14 protein-coding genes and 1 pseudogene are annotated in these 17,300 nt (G+C 72.0%); 9 read left to right on the top strand and 6 right to left on the bottom strand.

The window, feature by feature from the left end:
- The coding region (locus A3IC_RS52720) for a response regulator transcription factor (RefSeq protein WP_020549092.1) at positions 1–532 on the top strand (532 nt) is incomplete at its 5' end.
- Between the two features lie 132 nt (positions 533–664).
- On the opposite strand, the gene thpR is transcribed toward A3IC_RS52720, so the two are convergent.
- Both thpR and A3IC_RS0105645 read right to left on the bottom strand, forming a co-directional pair.
- A complete protein-coding gene (thpR, locus tag A3IC_RS52715; RefSeq protein ID WP_245599158.1) occupies positions 665–1,312 on the bottom strand; it encodes an RNA 2',3'-cyclic phosphodiesterase in 648 nt (215 codons plus the stop codon).
- Between the two features lie 621 nt (positions 1,313–1,933).
- Entirely contained in the window at positions 1,934–2,161 is a 228-nt protein-coding gene (locus tag A3IC_RS0105645; protein ID WP_020549090.1) for a hypothetical protein, read from the bottom strand.
- Positions 2,162–3,050: 889 nt separating this feature from the next.
- On the opposite strand from A3IC_RS0105645, the gene A3IC_RS68345 reads away from it, so the two are divergent.
- The 3 genes from A3IC_RS68345 to A3IC_RS61835 all read left to right on the top strand — a co-directional run bounded on the left by A3IC_RS68345 (position 3,051) and on the right by A3IC_RS61835 (position 6,700).
- On the top strand, positions 3,051–3,527 hold the full coding sequence (locus A3IC_RS68345; protein WP_158695820.1) for an SHOCT domain-containing protein: 477 nt from the start codon (positions 3,051–3,053) through the stop codon (positions 3,525–3,527).
- Positions 3,528–3,978: 451 nt separating this feature from the next.
- Entirely contained in the window at positions 3,979–5,883 is a 1,905-nt protein-coding gene (locus A3IC_RS0105635) for a serine/threonine-protein kinase (RefSeq protein ID WP_020549088.1), read from the top strand.
- Between the two features lie 40 nt (positions 5,884–5,923).
- Entirely contained in the window at positions 5,924–6,700 is a 777-nt protein-coding gene (locus tag A3IC_RS61835) for a hypothetical protein (protein WP_020549087.1), read from the top strand.
- Here A3IC_RS61835 and A3IC_RS0105625 read toward each other — a convergent pair.
- Entirely contained in the window at positions 6,681–10,094 is a 3,414-nt protein-coding gene (locus A3IC_RS0105625; protein WP_158695819.1) for an ATP-binding protein, read from the bottom strand. The genes A3IC_RS61835 and A3IC_RS0105625 overlap by 20 nt on opposite strands.
- A gap of 281 nt (positions 10,095–10,375) precedes the next feature.
- Entirely contained in the window at positions 10,376–11,053 is a 678-nt protein-coding gene (locus tag A3IC_RS68340; protein WP_020549085.1) for a hypothetical protein, read from the bottom strand.
- A gap of 429 nt (positions 11,054–11,482) precedes the next feature.
- Here A3IC_RS68340 and A3IC_RS52705 point away from each other — a divergent pair, with 429 nt between their 5' ends.
- The 3 genes and pseudogenes from A3IC_RS52705 (at position 11,483) to A3IC_RS72945 (ending at position 13,914) form a co-directional block, all read left to right on the top strand.
- Positions 11,483–13,186, top strand: coding sequence for a helix-turn-helix domain-containing protein (locus A3IC_RS52705; RefSeq protein ID WP_020549084.1), 1,704 nt, complete (start codon positions 11,483–11,485; stop codon positions 13,184–13,186).
- A gap of 124 nt (positions 13,187–13,310) precedes the next feature.
- A pseudogene (locus A3IC_RS64295) lies at positions 13,311–13,718 on the top strand (alpha/beta fold hydrolase); the annotation flags it as partial.
- 31 nt (positions 13,719–13,749) lie between these two features.
- Entirely contained in the window at positions 13,750–13,914 is a 165-nt protein-coding gene (locus A3IC_RS72945) for a hypothetical protein (protein ID WP_020549083.1), read from the top strand.
- Here the strand turns inward: A3IC_RS72945 and A3IC_RS52700 are convergent.
- Positions 13,911–14,825: a helix-turn-helix domain-containing protein gene (locus tag A3IC_RS52700; protein ID WP_020549082.1), complete on the bottom strand. Its 915-nt coding sequence runs from the start codon at positions 14,823–14,825 to the stop codon at positions 13,911–13,913. The two genes, A3IC_RS72945 and A3IC_RS52700, sit on opposite strands and share 4 nt — an antisense overlap.
- Before the next feature lie 149 nt (positions 14,826–14,974).
- Here A3IC_RS52700 and A3IC_RS64290 point away from each other — a divergent pair, with 149 nt between their 5' ends.
- Positions 14,975–16,540: an MFS transporter gene (locus tag A3IC_RS64290; protein ID WP_020549081.1), complete on the top strand. Its 1,566-nt coding sequence runs from the start codon at positions 14,975–14,977 to the stop codon at positions 16,538–16,540.
- On the opposite strand, the gene A3IC_RS0105590 is transcribed toward A3IC_RS64290, so the two are convergent.
- Entirely contained in the window at positions 16,483–16,680 is a 198-nt protein-coding gene (locus A3IC_RS0105590) for a hypothetical protein (protein WP_026217921.1), read from the bottom strand. The genes A3IC_RS64290 and A3IC_RS0105590 overlap by 58 nt on opposite strands.
- A gap of 293 nt (positions 16,681–16,973) precedes the next feature.
- On the opposite strand from A3IC_RS0105590, the gene A3IC_RS52695 reads away from it, so the two are divergent.
- Positions 16,974–17,300, top strand: a 327-nt coding sequence (locus A3IC_RS52695; protein ID WP_158695818.1) for a helix-turn-helix domain-containing protein, incomplete at its 3' end; no start/stop codon positions are given.

Genomic DNA, 17,300 nt, shown 5'->3' with positions numbered 1-17,300 from the left:
TGAGCGGCTTCGCGCGGCGGGCGTGTGGACTCCGGTGTTGATGCTGACCGCGAAGGACGGCGAGTACGACCAGGCGGACGCGTTCGATCTGGGCGCGGACGACTACCTCACCAAGCCGTTCAGCTTCGTGGTCCTGATCGCGCGTCTGCGCGCGCTGGTGCGTCGGGGGGCGCCGGTACGGCCCGCGGTGCTCGANGTGGGCGGCCTCACCCTGGACCCCGCGCGCCGCCGCGTCGAGATCGACGGCGAGGAAACACGGCTGACCCCACGCGAGTTCGCGTTGCTGGAGTTCCTGATGCGGCGTGCGGGCGACGCGGTGTCGAAGACCGAGATCCTGGCGAACGTGTGGGACGCGCACTACGAAGGGCCCGCGAACGTGGTCGAGGTGTACGTGGGCTACCTCAGGCGCAAGATCGGCCGCGAGGGTCGCGACACGGGTACGGGTACGGCCGGGCCGTCGGGCGCGGCGGGCCGTAGGCCCGTGATCGAGACCGTGCGCGGCGTCGGATACCGGCTGGTCGAATACGACTGAGCTTGCTCTGTGTGGCCCGGAACGCTGTGCGTCCCGGGCGCCATGTGCGGGGGCGGCCGTGCGGCTCCCGGGGGTCAACGGACCGGGAACGGTACTCCGCCCCTGCGACAAGCGGTACGGCTCAGGCGGTGCTCACTTCGAACAGGACTCCTCGGCACCATCCCGGGTTCCCGCGCGGACGTGCGATGAGAGCCTGCCCACCAACGGCCACGTCGCCACGTCGTGGTACTGGGCCGGGCCGTTGCCGATGACGCTCCGCACCAGGTGCAGCCGGGCGGCGGTCCATTCCACCCCGTCGAATCCGGCGAGATCGGCCGCCGGGGCGGTGAGCGCACTGCCCCGAGGGCGCCGCCCGCCCGCCCCGCGTGGTTGGGCGGCGCGGGCCAGAGTCACGTGACCGTGCCACGGCCGGTCCTCGATCGGGATATGGCATTTGCCGGCCGCGCGCCGTACGGCCACGGCCAGGGCGGCCATCGCCCGCCGATCGCCCCGGATCCCGATCCACAGGGTGCGATCGCCGAAACGGCCGCTGCCGGTGAGCGCGAGGTTCCGCGGCGGATGGCGCGCGGCGACGCGGGCGAGCCGGGTCTCCAACTCGATCCGGGTCTTCGGCTCCACCGTGCCGAGAAAGGCGAGAGTGAGGTGCCAACCTTGGGGCCCGGTCCAGCGCAGCCCGTCGTACCGGGAGCGGATCGGGTCGACGGCACGACGCAATTCCGCCACCGCTTCGGGGGGCGGCACGAGCGCCACGAACAAGCGCATGGAGCCGTTTTCGCTCACCCATCCATCAGAACACGGCTGCGGCACGACCGCGAACAACCCCATCCCGCCCGGTACACCTGTCCTTGTCAGTGGCGCGAGAGCACCCGGGCAGCCGCGGGGGGATCCGGTGTCGTCGGGGATGTTGGCAACTCCGGTCAGGGCGGGGCTGTCGGCGCCGGTGACGCCCGGGATCTCGGCGACCTCCCGGCCCTGCTCTCCACCGCCGCCCGCATCGAGACGGACCTTCACACAGCAGCCCGCCTCACCCATCTCTCCCTGACCTGACCCCAACCCCGACCCGGATCTCGTACGTTGCCGCCTGTGACCCACACGGCCGTGTCTCCAGCTCGTCCACCGTGCCCAACGCCGCCGGGCGCGGGCCCGCGCCGGCCGGCCGGCAGCGCTTCGCCCCGCCGGGTGACACCCGGCGGGGCGAGGCGAGGAACCCGCGTTCGCCAACGTCATCCCGTATGCGGGGCCGAGCCTCCGGCGGAGGACGACAACGAGCCTCCTCCGAAAGCCGCTTCCCGCGTGTGCGGGTGCGGTCCGGGGCCGGCTCTACCCGGAACGCGACCGCCCACGTACGAGTACCGCCATGACCCCGTTCAACTCGTCGTGGTGCGTTCGCCGTGCGGTTCCCTACACGAAGTACGGGTCCGGCGGCACGGCGTAGGTCGGCGGATTGTGCGTCGCCGAGCCGCCCGACACGACATACGGATCCGGCGGCACGGCATACATCGGCGGATTGTGTGTCGCCGACCTGGCCGTGGTGTTGTCGTCGCTTCCGGCCGCGTGTGCTGCCGGGGCTCCGAGCACGGTGAGGGCCAGGACGCCCCACAGGGCGGCGGTGATCGTGCGTATTCGCATGACTCTCCCAGAGGTAGGTCCGCGAGCGTCCAGGCGTGCCCGGTCGCTCGAGGCGCGGTTGCGTGAGGGGTGGGCGAAATGCTCTCCGGCGCCGGTGCACACGGTCCCTCGCCGCTCGTCACCAAAGTTCCGGCACACGCCTTGCATCGTTCTTGCGTGGCCCGTGCGTCGCGCGCTCCCGCCCCGCGCAGCCTCGGGCGGACACGGCGGCGCGAAGGCGGTTGCGGATTCCGCCGGGATCCCGTTCGTCGGCGACAGCGGAAGTCCGGGCCGGCGGGAGGTTCCTGGCCTCCGGCGGGCCGGCCGAGGTGCTAGTCGGTCGCAAGTCCACCGCAAGGGGGGCGGAGGAGTGTTGGCTCGGCCGGGGATTCGTCCACCGGAACGGGGCCCGGCCGAAGCCCGGAACGACGCAGGCGACATCCGCGTCTTCCGTTTTTCGCGCTTCCACCGGCCCGAACCCATCAGCGCCGAAGGGGCTGTTCGTGACACTACGGTTGGGGCTCGCGGTCGTCGTCGGCGGCAGCATCGGCGGCATGCTCGCCGCCCGCGTGCCGAGCGAGTTCCGCGAGAAGGTCACCCTTGTGACCGATGGGCGGTTACGCTCACAGGTGTCGGCGAAGAAGCCCCTCCGACGGACGCCGACGCATTTCCGCGGTTCGCCAAGTCGCTTGCGAGCAACGAGATCTACGACCTGGTCAGCAAGGCCGGATCGATCACCGCACCCCTCGGGATGCGCCTGCCCGCCGGCTTACGCGTTCCCCAGTGTCGCCAATTTGGTGGCGCCGTCGACGAAGCCCTTCTCTCCCGGTGTCGTCTCCCGTGTTCCGTGGACGGGACGCCGGCGTCCTTCGCCGGCCCGCAAGCTACGCTGTTCAGGGGGTCTGGGATCATGAAATCCTTTCTGCGCGCCGGTGTCGGTGGCTTTTTGCTCCTCACGTCGCTGGCAGTCGCCGCATACAGTTTCTATCAACTGGCACGCACCGGTAGTTGTTCGTCGGGTGGGGTTTACGTGTCGAAGCGCGAATGCCCTGCGGGAACCGCTCAATGGGCGTTCGCGCTGCCGATATCTTTGATCACGGGAATGCTGAGCGTCTTTCTGCTCAGGGCATGCCTCCGGGGTGGCACCCCCGAGCCGTTCGCGCCGGACGGCGAGATCGCCGGACCTCGCCCGGCCCACCCGTACACCGGGCGGGGAGGGGACATGATCCGCCTCCTATTGCGCCACCAGGCGTCCGCGGGCGGGTCTCCGGCACCGGCCGGCGATCCACTCGTGCGACTCGAACGGCTGCGGGCGCTGCTGGCCTCGGGTGCCCTGACGCCCGCGGAATTCGAGCAGGCCAAGGCAAGGATCCTGGGCGAACTCTGACGTCTCGGGCGGGCCGTACATCTCCGAGGTGAACGTACCCGACTGCCCCGCGGGCGCCTCGGCATGGAGTGGATCATACAGGGCGCGGTTTTCACCGGCGCCCGCGCCCTGTGGTGGTTCCTGCTGATCGGCCGACGGTCGGCCTCGCGGCCCGCCGGACCGCCTGGTCCGGTTCTCCGGCACAACCACGGCACCGGGCCGTACCCGTCCGGAGTTCCGGACGCTCCGGAGCGGATGCAAGTGAGCCGCAAGACCGAGAGCGAACCATGCGCATGTAGGGCGACTCACGCACATCCGACAGAACGAGGACGGAAGAAATGCTGAATCCGACGGTCGTCGGTGCCCACCGTGGCGGCGTGCTCCAGGGGGCGCCTGTTCACGGCCCGCGCGCGTGGGGCTCCCAGGTGTGCGAGGGGCTCCTTGCCGGCCTCGCCGCGGACAGACGTGTCGCATGAGCGGGCCGCAGGACTTCCCCGCGGCCGACGGACCCGACGCGGACCCGTGGATGGTTCCCGGATACACGCCGTCGAGGGGGCTGGGTTCGGGCGCGAGTGGCCGGGTGATTCTCGCCCGGCATGACGGGACCGGGTCGCCGGTGGCGATCAAGTTCCTCTCGGAACGGCTGCGTGGCGACGGCACGTTCCTCGCCGGGTTCCGCGCCGAGGCCAAGCTGCTGGGCGCCCTTCGGTCCCCCTATGTGGTCGAGTTCTACGAGTACGTGGAGACGTCCTTCGGTGCGGCGATCGTCATGGAGCTGGTGGACGGTATTCCGCTCCGCGCACTGCTCAGGCAGGAGGGCGCCACCGAGCCCGAGGCGGCACTCGCCGTGCTCAAGGGATCGCTGCTCGGCCTTGCCGCCGCCCATGCGGCGGGGGTGGTACACCGGGACTACAAGCCCGACAACGTCCTGATCGCCGCTGACGGGACGTCCAAGCTGGTCGACTTCGGCATCGCGGTGCCCAGTGGGGAAGCCGGGGAATCGGCCGGTACCCCCATGTACATGGCGCCCGAGCAGTGGACCGGCCGGCCGGCGAGTCCCGCGACGGATGTGTACGCGGCGACCGCCACGTTCTTCGAGTGCCTCACCGGCGCCAAGCCGTACGCCGGCGAGACCGTCAGGGAACTGGCGATGCAGCACATGGCGGCGCCCGTCCCGGACGCACTCGCCCCCGAGCGGGTGCGCCCGTTGATCCGCAGCGGTCTCGCCAAGACGCCCGGGCAACGTCCGGCAAGCGCTGCGGACTTCGTAGCCGAGCTCGAAGCCGTGGCGGCAGCCGCTTACGGCGAGGACTGGGAGGAACGGGGGCAGCGCAAACTCGCCGCACTGGCGGCCCTGCTGCCCCTGCTGTTCCCCTGGGCGAACCCCGGCGGCGCCTCGGGCACCACGGCGCTGGCCACCACCGACCTCGGCCCCGACCCCGGCCCCGGCCCCGGCCCCGGCCTCAGCTCAAGCGCCACCCCCAGCCTCGGGCCCGGCCCCGGCCCGGAACGGGGCAAATACAGTCGTCCGCCGCTGAACCGCAAGGGAAAGGCCCTGGCCGGGATGGCCGCCGGCGCGCTGCTGCTCGGTGGGATCACGGTGACCGCGGTGGCCGTGGGCAGCGGCCACCCGGTGAACGAACCGGTGGCGGCGTCCGGCCCTTCGACGTCCGGTTCCCCATCCGGCAGTGCTTCCGCGAGCGCAGCCGCGAGCGAGGAGCCGTCGACGACCGGAGCACCCAGTGTGTCCGCTTCGGCGCCGGAGGCGACTGACGAGCCGTCAGCCGGGGGCGTGGCGGCGCCGGGCACGGACAGCCCCGCGGGCCGGAACGACCTCCCCGGTGGTTCGTCGAGTGGCGGGGGAGGCAGCGGCTCGTCCGGTTCCGGCTCCACCGGGGGTGGCGCCTCGGGAGGGTCGTCGGGCGGGTCGGGCGGATCGCCCGGCGGGGGCACCGGCACCTCGGGGGGAACGGGCAGCGGCAGTACCTCCGGCGGGGGCACCACCGTGCCGCCCGCCACCCCGGCGCCGGAACTCCATGTCGTCTCCGTGAAGATCGACGCGAGCGGTCCACTGGGCTCCGGGTGCGCCCTGGTGGCTTCCGTGACCGTACTGACCGACGGGGCCGCCGACGGAACGCTCAACCTGACCTGGTTCACCGGTTCCTCCGCCAGGGCGGTCGGGACGGTGGTCGCCACCGACGCGGTCGCCCTTCCCGAGGGGCGGACACAGGTCTCCGGCAGGTACACCCACACGTTCATCACCCCGGAACGCTCGCCCTACCTCGGCGTCAAGGTCTCGACCAGCCCGGCCGCCGATTCCGGCAGCGGTGCCTTCGTGACCGTCTCAGCGCCCTCCGGCTGCAACCCGCCCCGCTGAGAGTCCGGGGATCCACGCCGTACGAAGGAGAGGATGCCGGATGACGACACCTCAGGAAACGCCTCAGGACAGCCCCGAGGAGAGCACCGTACGCCTTCCCACCGCGAACGAGGTCGGCACCGTACGACTGACGCCCGCTGCCCTCGCCGCCACGCTCCACGCTCCGGAACCCGTCACACCGGGGGCAACCGTGCGTCGTCCGCACGCGGACGAAATCGGCACCGTACGACTGACGCCCGCTGCCCTCGCCGCCACACTGCACGCTCCGGAACCCGTCGCACCGGGGTCGGAGGAGGCGCCCCGCTTCGGCCCCGGAGTGCCCGCCCTGACAAACACCACCGACGGCCGGGTGGCGAGCGTCTGGCACGGCACCGTATCCCCGGGCCCGAGGCCGCAGGACGTCCCACGCCGACGTAGACCGCGCAGGGGCGTCCTCGGCGGCTGGCTGTTGCCGGCGGTCGTACTGATCGCGGTGGCGGCCTACCTCGCCTGGCAGCGGTACGCACCCGCGCTGGCCGTGACCGGAGCCACCGTCCACACCGATGCCGCGGGTCCGGCCTGCGACGGCACCGCCACGGTCATCGGCACCCTGCACACCAACGGCCGTGAAGGCACGGTGACCTACCGCTGGAAGCGCAGCGACGGCACGGTTTCCGACATTTTCCGGCAGCGGGTCGCCCAGGACGCGCACCGGACGGACGTCGTCCTGCGCTGGACCTTCGACGGCCACGGGACCGTGCGGGCGACCGCCACCCTGGAGATCCTGTCGCCCGACCCGGCAGACGCGTCGGCCACCTTCACCTACGCCTGCCCATGAGGTCGCCGATCGACCGGAGGAGGCCGGCGGCCCCACAGCGCTCAGCGATGGGGTACGCCTGGCGCAAGGCGGACTCGGCCTCCTGGGAAGCGCCGTGGACCGCCAGGGAGTACAGGGCGCGGGCATGTTCGAGACGGGCGGGGCCAGGCGCGAGCAGCGTCACCGCCTCCCGGAGTTCGGGCACCCCGTGGGCGCCGCGCAGCTCGCCCAGCATCCGCAAGGACCGACCCACCATGCTCGGCGCGCCCCATCGGCGGGCCAGCGCGAGTTGCTCCCTGGCGAGGGTCTCCGCCTCGGCCCGTTCGCCGACACCCGCCAGCGCCCGGACGCGCAGCGGCGCCCAAGGCCGCCAGGCGTGGTTGACCACGGACGGCCGCAGCTGCCGGGCGGCGTCCAAGCTGGTGAGCGCCTCGTCATGACGCCCTTCCGCGATGAGCACCCTGGCCTGCGTCTCCCTGGCGAGGAGGGCGCCCTCGGTATCCCTGGCCAAGGCGCGCATGCGATCCAGGCACGCGCGGGCACCGGCGGTATCGCCCAGATCCAGCAGGACTCCCGTCAAGAAGTCCCAGCCTCGTGAGGCACCGGGTGCGAGGCCCCAGGTCTGGTGCTGCTCCACGGAGATCGTGAGGGACTTCAGCGCCCCTCGGAGATCTCCCTGGTCCCACTGTGTGAAACCCCGCCACATGTGGGTCGAGAGGACGGAGAACAGCGAGCCGCGCTCGTCGGCGCGGGCCAGTGCCGCGCCCCACAGCTCTCCGACCTCCTCGTCCGCCAGGTGCAGGACGATGGCGGCGGCGTACCAGAGCAGCTCTTCCCCGGCGTCCAGCAGTACCCGGTCGGCGACGGCGGAGCGGGCGAGCGCGACGGCCCCGCTGCGTTCACTCCCGTCCTGGGCCGCTTCCCAGGACAGGTAGGCGGCGAGCATCCGGGCGCCGGACCCGTCGCCGTCGATGACGGGGTCCTGCGGACTGCGCCACGGCTGCCGGTCCAGGCCGTGCATGTAGGCGCTCATCCGCTCCAGCGCCAGCAGGCCCTGCCGTTCGTCCTTCAGTTCGGCGGGCAGCCGGGCCGCGGCGCGCCGGGCGAACTCGGTCGCCTGACCCTGCCTGCCGGCGAAGACCAGGATCCGGGAGAGGAGAAGCGCCGCGGCGGCCCGGCGCGGCGGGTCGGTCAGCGTCTCGTAGGCCTGACGCAGGTGTTCCACCGCGGCGGGACCGTTGCCGAGGGTCTCGGCGCGGCCGAGTTCGAGGAGCACCTCGGGCTGTCGGGCGGGGCTGGGCGGCTCCCGCAGAGCGCGGGTGAGGTAGGTGGCCGAGGCGTCGGCGGCACCGCGGCCCGCGGCTTCCCGGGCAGCTGTGCACAGCATGTCGACGACCCAGGGGTCGCCGCGGTGCGGGGTGAGCAGCAGGTGGGCCGCCGTCTGCTCGGGGGGTGAGGCCGAGGCGTGCAGGATGCGGGCGGCCCGCTCGTGACGCAGTTGTCTTTCGCCGGGCGGCAGGTCCCGGTAGACGGCGTCTCCCACGAGGGGGTGAACGAAGCCGAACGGGTAGTGGTCGCGGATGATTTCGGCGCGGACCAGGGGCGCGATGGCGTCCGCCGCCTCGTTCTCGGACACTTCCATGACGGCGGCGACATCGGGCAGTGTCGCGCCGTCGCCGAGGACGGCGACCGTCTGGGCCGCGGCTGTCGCGTCGGCGGGCAGCCGGGCGAGGCGGCTGAGGACCAGCTGGGAGACGGCCCTGGATCCTACCGAGGTGACGGTGCCGGCCTGGGCGGCCTCGGGCCGGATGCCGCGTGACTGGAGCGCCCGCACCAACTGGCGCAGGAGCAGGGGGTTGCCGGACGTGGCCCGGTGGCAGGCGTCGGCGAACGTCGCGTCGGGAGACTCGCCCAGCGCGTCGCGGACCACATCTGCGACGCCCGCCGGCGTGAGCGGAGTGGGATGGATCCGCAGGGCGGCGGCGTTGTCGGCGAGTTCGGCCAGCAGCTCCCCGTCATGGTGCGGTTCGCCTGTACGCAGGGTGACGGCGATGAGGATGGGGAGTCCTTCGAGGCGGCCCGCGAGATGGGCCAGAAAGCGGAGCGAGCCGGTGTCGCACCACTGCAGGTCGTCGATGGCCAGGAGGAGGGGGCGTTCGGCGGCGAGCCTGAGGGTCAGCTGGTAGAGGCCGTTCAGGACCGCGTAGCTGTCGGGCTGGTGGCCGTGGTCGGCTGCGTCGGGGTCGAAGACCGCGGTGGACGCGGCGGCGGCTCCGGTCATCAGTTCGCCGCCGCGTCTGACGACCAGGCGTTCGAGGAGTTGGCGCACGGCGCCGTATCCGTAGTCCTTCTCACGCTGGCTGCCGCGTGCGGTCAGCGTCAGCACCTCGTGTTCGGCGGCCAGCCGGCGAACCTCGGCGAGCAGGCGGCTCTTGCCGATACCGGCGGGGCCCTCCACGAGGACTATGCCGGCCCTGCCCTTCAGCGCACCGGCCAGACAGTCGCCCAGTTCGGTCAGCTGCCGGTCCCGGTCCACCAGGACGTCCGCGCCCCGGGAAGCCGATCGGGCTGCACCGGCCGGCCGTATTCGCGTCCCCTCCGGGGCCGCGGCCGGTGCCTCTTGGCGCGCGAATCCGGCAGGTGCAGGCCGGTCGAGCGCCGGTGACTGTGCGAGAACGTCCGCTTCGAGGGTGCGCAGAGCGAAGCCGGGATCGGTCCCGAGTTCCTCGGCGAGGACCTGTCTGGCGCGCCGCAACGCGCTCAGCGCGTCGCCCTGCCGGTGCGAACGATAGAGGGCGAGGGCGAGCAGACGCCAGCGTTCCTCACGCAGCGGGTCCTGTCCGATCAGTGCCTCGATCTCCGGCACGAGGACCGCGTCCTCACCACGCTGGAGACGTGCGGCGAGCAGCCGCTCACGAGCCACCTCACGCAACTCCGCCAGCCGTGCGGTCTCCCCCCGGGCCCACAGCTCTGCCGAGTACTCGGCGAACGCCGGTCCTCGCCACAGCGCCAGTCCGCCCTCGAGAACCGGCACCACCTCGGCCGGGTCGGTGATCGTGGCGGCATGCCGCAGTGACTGTTCGAAGCGCCACGCGTCGACTGCTTCGTCCGGTATCCGCAAGACGTAGCCGGAGCCCTCACTGACGATGAAGCCGCTGCGGGACCTGGCCTCCCGTCCGGGTTCGAGCCGGCGTCGCAGGTGCGAGACGTACGCGTGCAGCGCGCCTTGCGCCCTTGGCGGCGGCGACCCGCCCCACACCCCGTCGACCAGCTGGTCACTGGTGATGATCCCGCCCCGTGCCACCAGCAGGAGGGCCAGCACAGCGCGCTGCCGAAGCCCTCCCAGATCCACGACCTGGTCCTGGAACGTGGCTCTCACCTCGCCCAACACGCTGATATGCAGCCCGTCGCGCATCATCGCCCCCTGTCGTGATCCACACATGGTGGCACGCCACAGGAGCCAACGGCTGCGCCCGCTTCAAGCACGGGGGCAGCGAGCTGCCAGAGGTCGTTCTCTTCCGGTGTCCGCTGCCGGAACGCGCAGTTCGGCATGAGGTGTCGGATCGCGCCGGGATGCGGTGTTCTCGCTGGTGAGGCGGCGGACCGTGCGGCCGGGCGCGGTGCCGGCAACTGCGGCCGGCCGGCCGCCCCGTCGACAGCGCCCTACGCCGGTGGACGGCAGGACGGCCTCTGCGGCTAATCGAGGTTGACGACGTCTTCGACCGACTGGACCGCCGAGGTGGTGGCGTCGCCGGCGAACGCGAACCGGTAGGAGCCGTTGGCGGACACCTTGACCGTGGTGTTGAGGACTCCCCCTGAACCGGTCATCACCGTCTTGAGAGTGACGAAGCCGGTGCTCCCCGTCTTGTGGAACTGGAGCTTCACGGGCTGGTTCGCATAGCCCGCGTCCGCGCCGGTCTCCCAGTCCGCGCGGACGAGCTTGCCGGAGACGTTGATCGTCTGGCCCGCGTGCGCCGGCTCGGGAGCGGCGTCGGCCGAGAGCTTCGCCTGCCTCAGCACCTGGACGGTGGAGTACTGGTACGAGTAGCCCAACTGATGGTTGTTGCCCCACACGAAGGTCGCGACCTTCCACGTTCCGGCGAGGGAGTTGCTGTACAGAGCCTTGTCGGTGTCCCCGGCCGGGGTGATGCCGATCGTCGATGTGCAGTGCCCCAAGGTGCCGGGGGAGAAGCACACGCCCGGGTTCGAATCCGAGAGTGTGGCGTCCCGGTGCGCGTAGTCGGTGGCGCCATGCCAGAGGAAGACGATCCCGGCGCCGATCCCGGAGTCGTTGGTGCCGAGCACGGCGGCGCTGATGGTCTTCGTGGCGGTGCCGACCGCGATGGGCTGACCACCGTTGACCGTGACGGCCATGATCGTCGTGGGGCTGACGGGACCGGCCTGCGCTGGTGCGGCGCCAAAGGCGCAAAAGGTCAGAGCTCCCGACAGAGCAGCGGTGAAAGCGCGGACGCGCATGATTCCCCCAAAGATGATCGACCCGCTCCGTGTGCCGAGCAGGACCCAGTGGATCTGGGACGGATGCTGCCAAGGACGGACGCCGCGTATCTCACCCACCAGCGCGTTCGCAGACGGTGGAGCGCGGCCCTTGGCTCACGCAACAAACATCCGCTGCCCGTCTTGTGGCTCGATTGCGCCGGCCCCGCAGGCCGGCGGTCGTGGTCCGGGCGGCTACGAGTCGGACCGGAGGCCGGTCACCGGTCCGAAACGGTCGCCCTGCCGCCGTGGATCCGGAACGCACCGCGGTGCAACGGACGCTTCAAGCCGGCTCAAGCGGCCCACAAGTTGCCCGTCGCTCTCGGAGGACCGAACGCCGGCCCCTCGGGCCTGCGCCCGCACCAGATCGCCGATCTGCTGGAGGATGGCGCCGACACCAACGCCCGACGTGGCGACGGGCCGAGCGCGGTGGCGGCGCTGCTGCGCGCCGCCGAGCTGAGCCCGGCGGGGTCCGAACGGGCCCGGCGGCTGGCCAAGGCGGCGTACGTCGGCGCGAACCTCACCGGCGACGTCCGCGATGTCCCGCGCCTGCTGGAGGATGCCCGCCGTACCGCGCCCGGAACGGGATCACTGGCCGCCGCAGCCGCCGGGGCTACGTACCTGCTCAACAGCTCCGGCGACATCGACACCGCGCACCGCCTGCTGTGCGGCGCCATCGCCGCACAGCCCGCACCGTACGATCCGGGCGACGCTACCCTCGACGAGGCACTGCACACCCTGCTGCTGGTGTGCTTCTTCGGCGGCCGGCCCGACCTGTGGGCCCCCTTCGACACCGCGACCGCCAAGTACCCGGCCGCCCCCGACCTGTTGGCGATCGCCCGCAGCACTTTCGTCGATCCGGCCCGCACCGACCCGGCCGACCTGGCACGGTTGGACGCGGCCATCGCCACACTGCCCCATACGGCGGATCCCCTGCGTATCGTCCGAGTGGCCATCGCCGGCGCGTATGTGGACCGGCTCGACGGGTGTGCGGAAGCTCTGCACCGCGTCGCGGCCGCGGGACGCTGCGGCGAGAACGTCACCACCGCGATCGACGCCCTGTTCCTGCCGGCCAACCGCGCCTGGCTGACCGGCCAGTGGCCGGACCTGCGCCAAGCCGTCGGCGAAGGCTTGGAGCTGTGCGAGCAGTACCACTACCCCATGCCGGCGTTCGCCGGGAACTTCCTCCTGGCCTGCACCGCCGCAGCCTGCGGCGACCACGCCCGGACCCGCTGCCTGACCGACCGGATGCAGCAGTGGGCCGGCCCCCGACGCGCCGACGCCGTGCACGCCTACATCGCCCATGCCAAAGCGTTGTTCGCCCTCGGACAAGGCGACTTCGATGAGGCGTACCGCCAAGTGACGCTCTTCGCTCCCGCGGGCACCCTGCCCCCGTTCGCGCCGCACGCGCTCTGGGCAGTCATGGACCTGGTCGAGGCGGCGGTACGAACCGGACGCCGTGAAGCAGCGGTTCGCCACGTCGCCGCCGCCCGCAGCGCCCGGCTGGACGTGCTGTCCCCGCGCCTGCGGATGCTGCAGCACGCGTCCGCCGCCCTGGCGGCCGGCGACGACCCGCACCCCGGCTTCGCCGACGCCCTCGCCATCGCAGGAGCCGAACGCTGGCCCTTCGACCATGCCCGCATCCACCTGTACTACGGAGAGCGGCTACGCCGCGGCAAGGCACCGGCCCAGGCCCGACGGCACCTGGCTGCGGCCTTGGAGACCTTCCAGCGGCTCGGCGCGCACCCTTGGTCCCACCGCGCCAACCAGGAACTACGCGCCTGCGGCGGCGCGATGGCCCCCGCTGCCGGGAGCGACGCGGCGATGCTGACACCGCAGCAGCGAAAGATCGCCGGCCTGGCTGCGGCCGGCTTGTCGAACAAGCAGATCGCCGAGAAGCTGTTCCTGTCCCCCCGTACCGTCTCCACCCACCTGTACCAGGTGTTCCCCAAGCTGGGCGTGACCTCCCGGGCCGGGTTGCGGGACGCATTGGAGCACCTCAACCGGCAGTGACACCGGTCCCCGGAGCTACGTCATTTGACGGGGCGACACGATCGCCGACATTCCTACAGTTCGGACCATGGGCCGCGTTCGGGCTCGATGAACCCTGGAGGAACGCGCACCGCGCGGGAGTGTCGTGCTGGTCCACGAAGGCTTCGTGACCGGCTCCGGCCGGCAGGGCGTGTACGCGGCTCTCAAGGCCGACGGCTACACCGTGGCCGTCGTACGGAACCCCACGATCTCGCTGGATGGCGACGTGGGCACCACCCGGCAGGTGATCGACGCCCAGCCGGGTCCGGTGACTCTGGTCGGCCACTCCTACGGCGGTGCGGTGATCACCGACCACGACAAGGTGGCGTCGCTCGTGGCAATCGCACGAACCCACGGGGAAGTTCGCCGAGCGAGCCCGCCGACACCACGCCCTGGTCCACGAACTTCTCGCCGAAGGCCACGGCCTGCGATCCGTCGCCCGCCAACTCGGCTGGGGCCGCCACACCGTCCAGCGACACGCACGCGCCGCCGCCCAGGGCAGCCGCGCCCGGACCACATGGGCACCGAGAACCGCCGCGATAGGCGTGCCGGACTCCACCGCGCAGGCCCACCACGGCGACTCCGTGCGCCGCATCGACGCGGCCGAGGGTGCGCTTGCGGGCCGGTGCCGGGCACCCCCGCTACTGCTCGGCGCGGGCGAGCTGCCGGCACCGGCGGGCGTACGGCCGAGGCTGCGGGAGTACCGCTAACGCGGTCCCGAAACCGATGACGATGGCAATGGCACGGGCGCGGGCGCGGGCGCGGGTGCCCGCGCGGCAGTGTCCCGGTCGCGGCCCAGGTCGGCCAAGCGGCGCAGTGCGTGCTCGGACGCCGAGCCCGGCTCGGCCGCGAAGAGGTCGAGGCCGCTGTATTCGAGGTCGCCGGGCAGCGTCACGAGTTCGCCGTACAGCTCCAGCTCGCCGACGACGGCGTGGTGCAGCCGGTAGAACCGGTGACCCGCGCGCGCCACGGGATGGGACGACCACATCCGTGCGAACTCGGGACTGGTCGCGCGCAGCCGCTCGATGTGTGCGATGAGGCGTCGGTCGCCGCGGTAGCAGGCGGACAACACCCGTAGGTGCGCGACGTGTTCGACCGCCGTGCGCTCCCAGCCGTCGCCGTGCAGGTCGCGGGTGTCCGGCCGGCGGAAGATCAGGTCGGAGATGCTGCGCTCGCCCTCGGGCATCGTCGCGAAGTCGCCGAAGAGTTCGGTCGCGACCGAGTTCCACGCCACGATCTCGGTGTGCCGCCCGACCAGGATCGCCGGGGTCGCGTCGAAGGACGCCACCAGGTGCCGAAGGCCCGGGCGCGGCGGGATTGCGGTCGCGGGACACGTGCGGGTGTCGGGCCTGGCGAGTTGGTTCAGGTACGTCCGCTCGTCCTCGTCCAGGCGCAACGCCTTCCCGATCGCGGCCAGGACCTCCGCCGAGACGCTGTCGGACCTGCCCTGTTCGAGGCGCGTGTAGTGCGCGACGCTGACGCCGGCGAGACCCGCCAGTTCCTCGCGGCGCAGGCCCGCGACGCGGCGGCGACCGCCGTACGCCCGCAGTCCGACGTCCTCCGGACTCAGGCGGGCGCGGCGGGACTTCAGGAACTCGCTCAGTTCGATACGTGCGTCCACACCGCGACCATAACCGGGGACGGCGCGAGGGTGATCACGCGGTGCGTACGCAAAGCCGGGACCTGGGTAGGGCGCGGCGGCCCGCCCAGGCTGGGAAGCGACCCATCCGCGCGCCTCACTCCCGAGGCCCTTTCCGGAGGTCGGCCTGCATGCCGTCGCCTGCCCACCTCGCACGCCCCACCAACCTCGCACGCCCCGCCTGGACACTCGCCCTCCTCGCCCTCGCGGGCCTGATCACCGCACTCGACTTCACGATCGTGTACGTCGCGCTGCCCGAGATCGCCGCCGACGTCGGCTTCTCCGACCACGGGCTGCAGTGGGTCGTCAGCTCGTACGCCGTCGTGTACGGCGGACTCCTGCTGCTCGGCGGCCGCCTCGCGGACCTGCTCGGCAGACGCCGCATGTTCGTGCTCGGCATGGCGCTGTACGGCGCCGGCTCGCTCCTGGGCGGCCTCGCCACCGCGCCGGGCCCGCTGATCGGCGCGCGGGCCCTGCAGGGTGTGGGCGGCGCAATCCTGTTCCCCGCGACGCTGTCGCTCGTCAACACGCTCTTCACGGAAGGGCGTTCGCGGACCCGGGCGCTGACCGTGTGGGCGGTGTCGGGAGCAGGCGGGCTGAGCCTGGGGGCGCTGCTCGGCGGCGTACTGACCAGTGCGTTCGGCTGGCAGGCGGTGTTCTACGTCAATGTGCCGCTGGTCGTGGTCGCCGGGCCGGCCGCGTTCGCGCTGCTGCCCGCCGATGCGGCGTGGCGCGGCGAGCGTGAAGAGCATGAGGGAGGTAAGGGACGTAAGGGTCGCGAGAGGTGCGAGGGACAGGACGGACGCAAGGAGCACGACGGGCGCGACAGCGCGGGCGCGGCGCGGCCCGGCTTCGACTTCCCGGGGGCGCTGACCGGCACGGTCGGGCTCACGCTGCTGGTGTTCGCGATCGCGCAGGGACCGGAGTGGGGGTGGACGGATCCCCAGGTGCTGGGCGCGGCGGGAGTGGCGCTGCTGCTGCTCGCGGGATTCGTCGCGGTGGAGTCGCGGACGGCTGATCCGCTGTTGCCGCCGCGCCTGTTCACGCACCGCGGTCTGACGGCGGCGACCGGGGTGATCCTGGTGTTCGGACTGACCCTGCAGGCGGTGCCGTTCTTCCTGACGTTGTGGTTCCAGGGGGAGATGGGCTTTTCGGCGCTGCGCACGGGGGTCGCGTTCCTTGGTCCGACGTTGTCGATCACGGTGGGCAATCTCGCGGGTGAGCGCCTCGCGGGGCGGCTGGGCGTGCGTCGGACACTGATGGTCGGGTTCGCGGTCGCCGCGTTGGGAGCCGCGGTGTTGGCGACGGGGATGACGAACGACTCGTCGTACGTCGGGCTGCTGCCCGGGATCGTCGCCTTCGGGCTGGGCACCGGCATCGTGTTCACCACGATGTGGGTCGCCGCGGCGTCGGGCGTCGCGGACGCCGAGCAGGGGGCAGCGTCCGGACTGGCGTCCACCGCACTCCAGTTCGGCTCCGGTGCCGGCCTGGCGGTGCTGGTCTCGGTGGGCGGGATCCGGACCGCCGTGGCGGTGGTCGCGGTGGGTGCCCTCATCGGTCTCCCGGCCGCGCTGGCGCTCCCGAAGGCCGTGCGGCCTCCTGCCGATCCGGCCGGGGCCGGGCCTGTCGATCCGATCGGTCAGCCGTCTTCGTCCTCGTCCTCGGTGCGGTCACCCTCGGCCTGCGACGTCTCGTAGGCGTGGGCGGTCTGCTCCGATGTGGCGTCTTCGTCGGACAGGCGCATGTCGCTTCCCCGCACCACCACGCGCGGGGGCGAGTGCATTCCGTGGTGGTCGTCGTGAATCCGGTGCTCGCCGCGCACCTCGGTGTCAGGCATGGTGACCTCCTGCGGCCCACCGGCACCCGGCGGCGCCGGGTGCGGTGCCGCTGCATCTCCAGTGTCCCTCTTCCGCAGGTCGCCCGACGCGTGCGCGGTGCGTCGCCGGCTGCGACGCCCTGCGGAATACCGGCTTGCGCTTCGGGGCGGACGCGGTGGGCCTTCGACGGGCGGTGCGGCGTCCGTCTTTCCGGGCGCGAAGGCGTGCTTTTCGCCGGCGCCTCCAACAAGAGCGCCCCGGCCGAATCCTTGGGTTCTAGTGGTCGTCGCAACACCCCAGCTCAGGGGATGCGATGGACTTCGAGATCCGTGGGACTCGGGAACCTCAGGGTCCCGTGAAACCGGCCCGGGAGCGGGAGGAATACTTCCGGCTCGTGGATCAAGGACTGGGGTTCGCGGAGGCATGCCGGGTCGTCGGCATCAACGTCCGCACGGGGAAGCGATGGCGCAACGGGTACAGCCCGACCGCAGGCAGGAAGGGGGCGCCGCCGATCACCGCGGCGCCCTCGTCCGGCCCGTCGAGACACCTGCGCGAAGCCGACCGCATCCACATTGCCGACCGGCTGCGGGACAAGGCCGGCGTCCGCACGATCGCCGCCGAGCTGGGCCGCAGCCCCTCC

Source organism: Embleya scabrispora DSM 41855, assembly GCF_000372745.1.
GTDB lineage: Bacteria > Actinomycetota > Actinomycetes > Streptomycetales > Streptomycetaceae > Embleya > Embleya scabrispora.
This window is presented reverse-complemented; position numbering and strand designations above follow the sequence as displayed.

Bases quoted from the DNA above. Each gene is read 5' to 3' on its own strand.
- A3IC_RS0105645 (WP_020549090.1), bottom strand. From the start codon at position 2,161: ATGCGAATACGCACGATCACCGCCGCCCTGTGGGGCGTCCTGGCCCTC.
- A3IC_RS68345 (WP_158695820.1), top strand. From the start codon at position 3,051: ATGAAATCCTTTCTGCGCGCCGGTGTCGGTGGCTTTTTGCTCCTCACG.
- A3IC_RS0105635 (WP_020549088.1), top strand. From the start codon at position 3,979: ATGAGCGGGCCGCAGGACTTCCCCGCGGCCGACGGACCCGACGCGGAC.
- A3IC_RS61835 (WP_020549087.1), top strand. From the start codon at position 5,924: ATGACGACACCTCAGGAAACGCCTCAGGACAGCCCCGAGGAGAGCACC.
- A3IC_RS0105625 (WP_158695819.1), bottom strand. From the start codon at position 10,094: ATGCGCGACGGGCTGCATATCAGCGTGTTGGGCGAGGTGAGAGCCACG.
- A3IC_RS68340 (WP_020549085.1), bottom strand. From the start codon at position 11,053: ATGGCCGTCACGGTCAACGGTGGTCAGCCCATCGCGGTCGGCACCGCC.
- A3IC_RS64290 (WP_020549081.1), top strand. From the start codon at position 14,975: ATGCCGTCGCCTGCCCACCTCGCACGCCCCACCAACCTCGCACGCCCC.
- A3IC_RS0105590 (WP_026217921.1), bottom strand. From the start codon at position 16,680: ATGCCTGACACCGAGGTGCGCGGCGAGCACCGGATTCACGACGACCAC.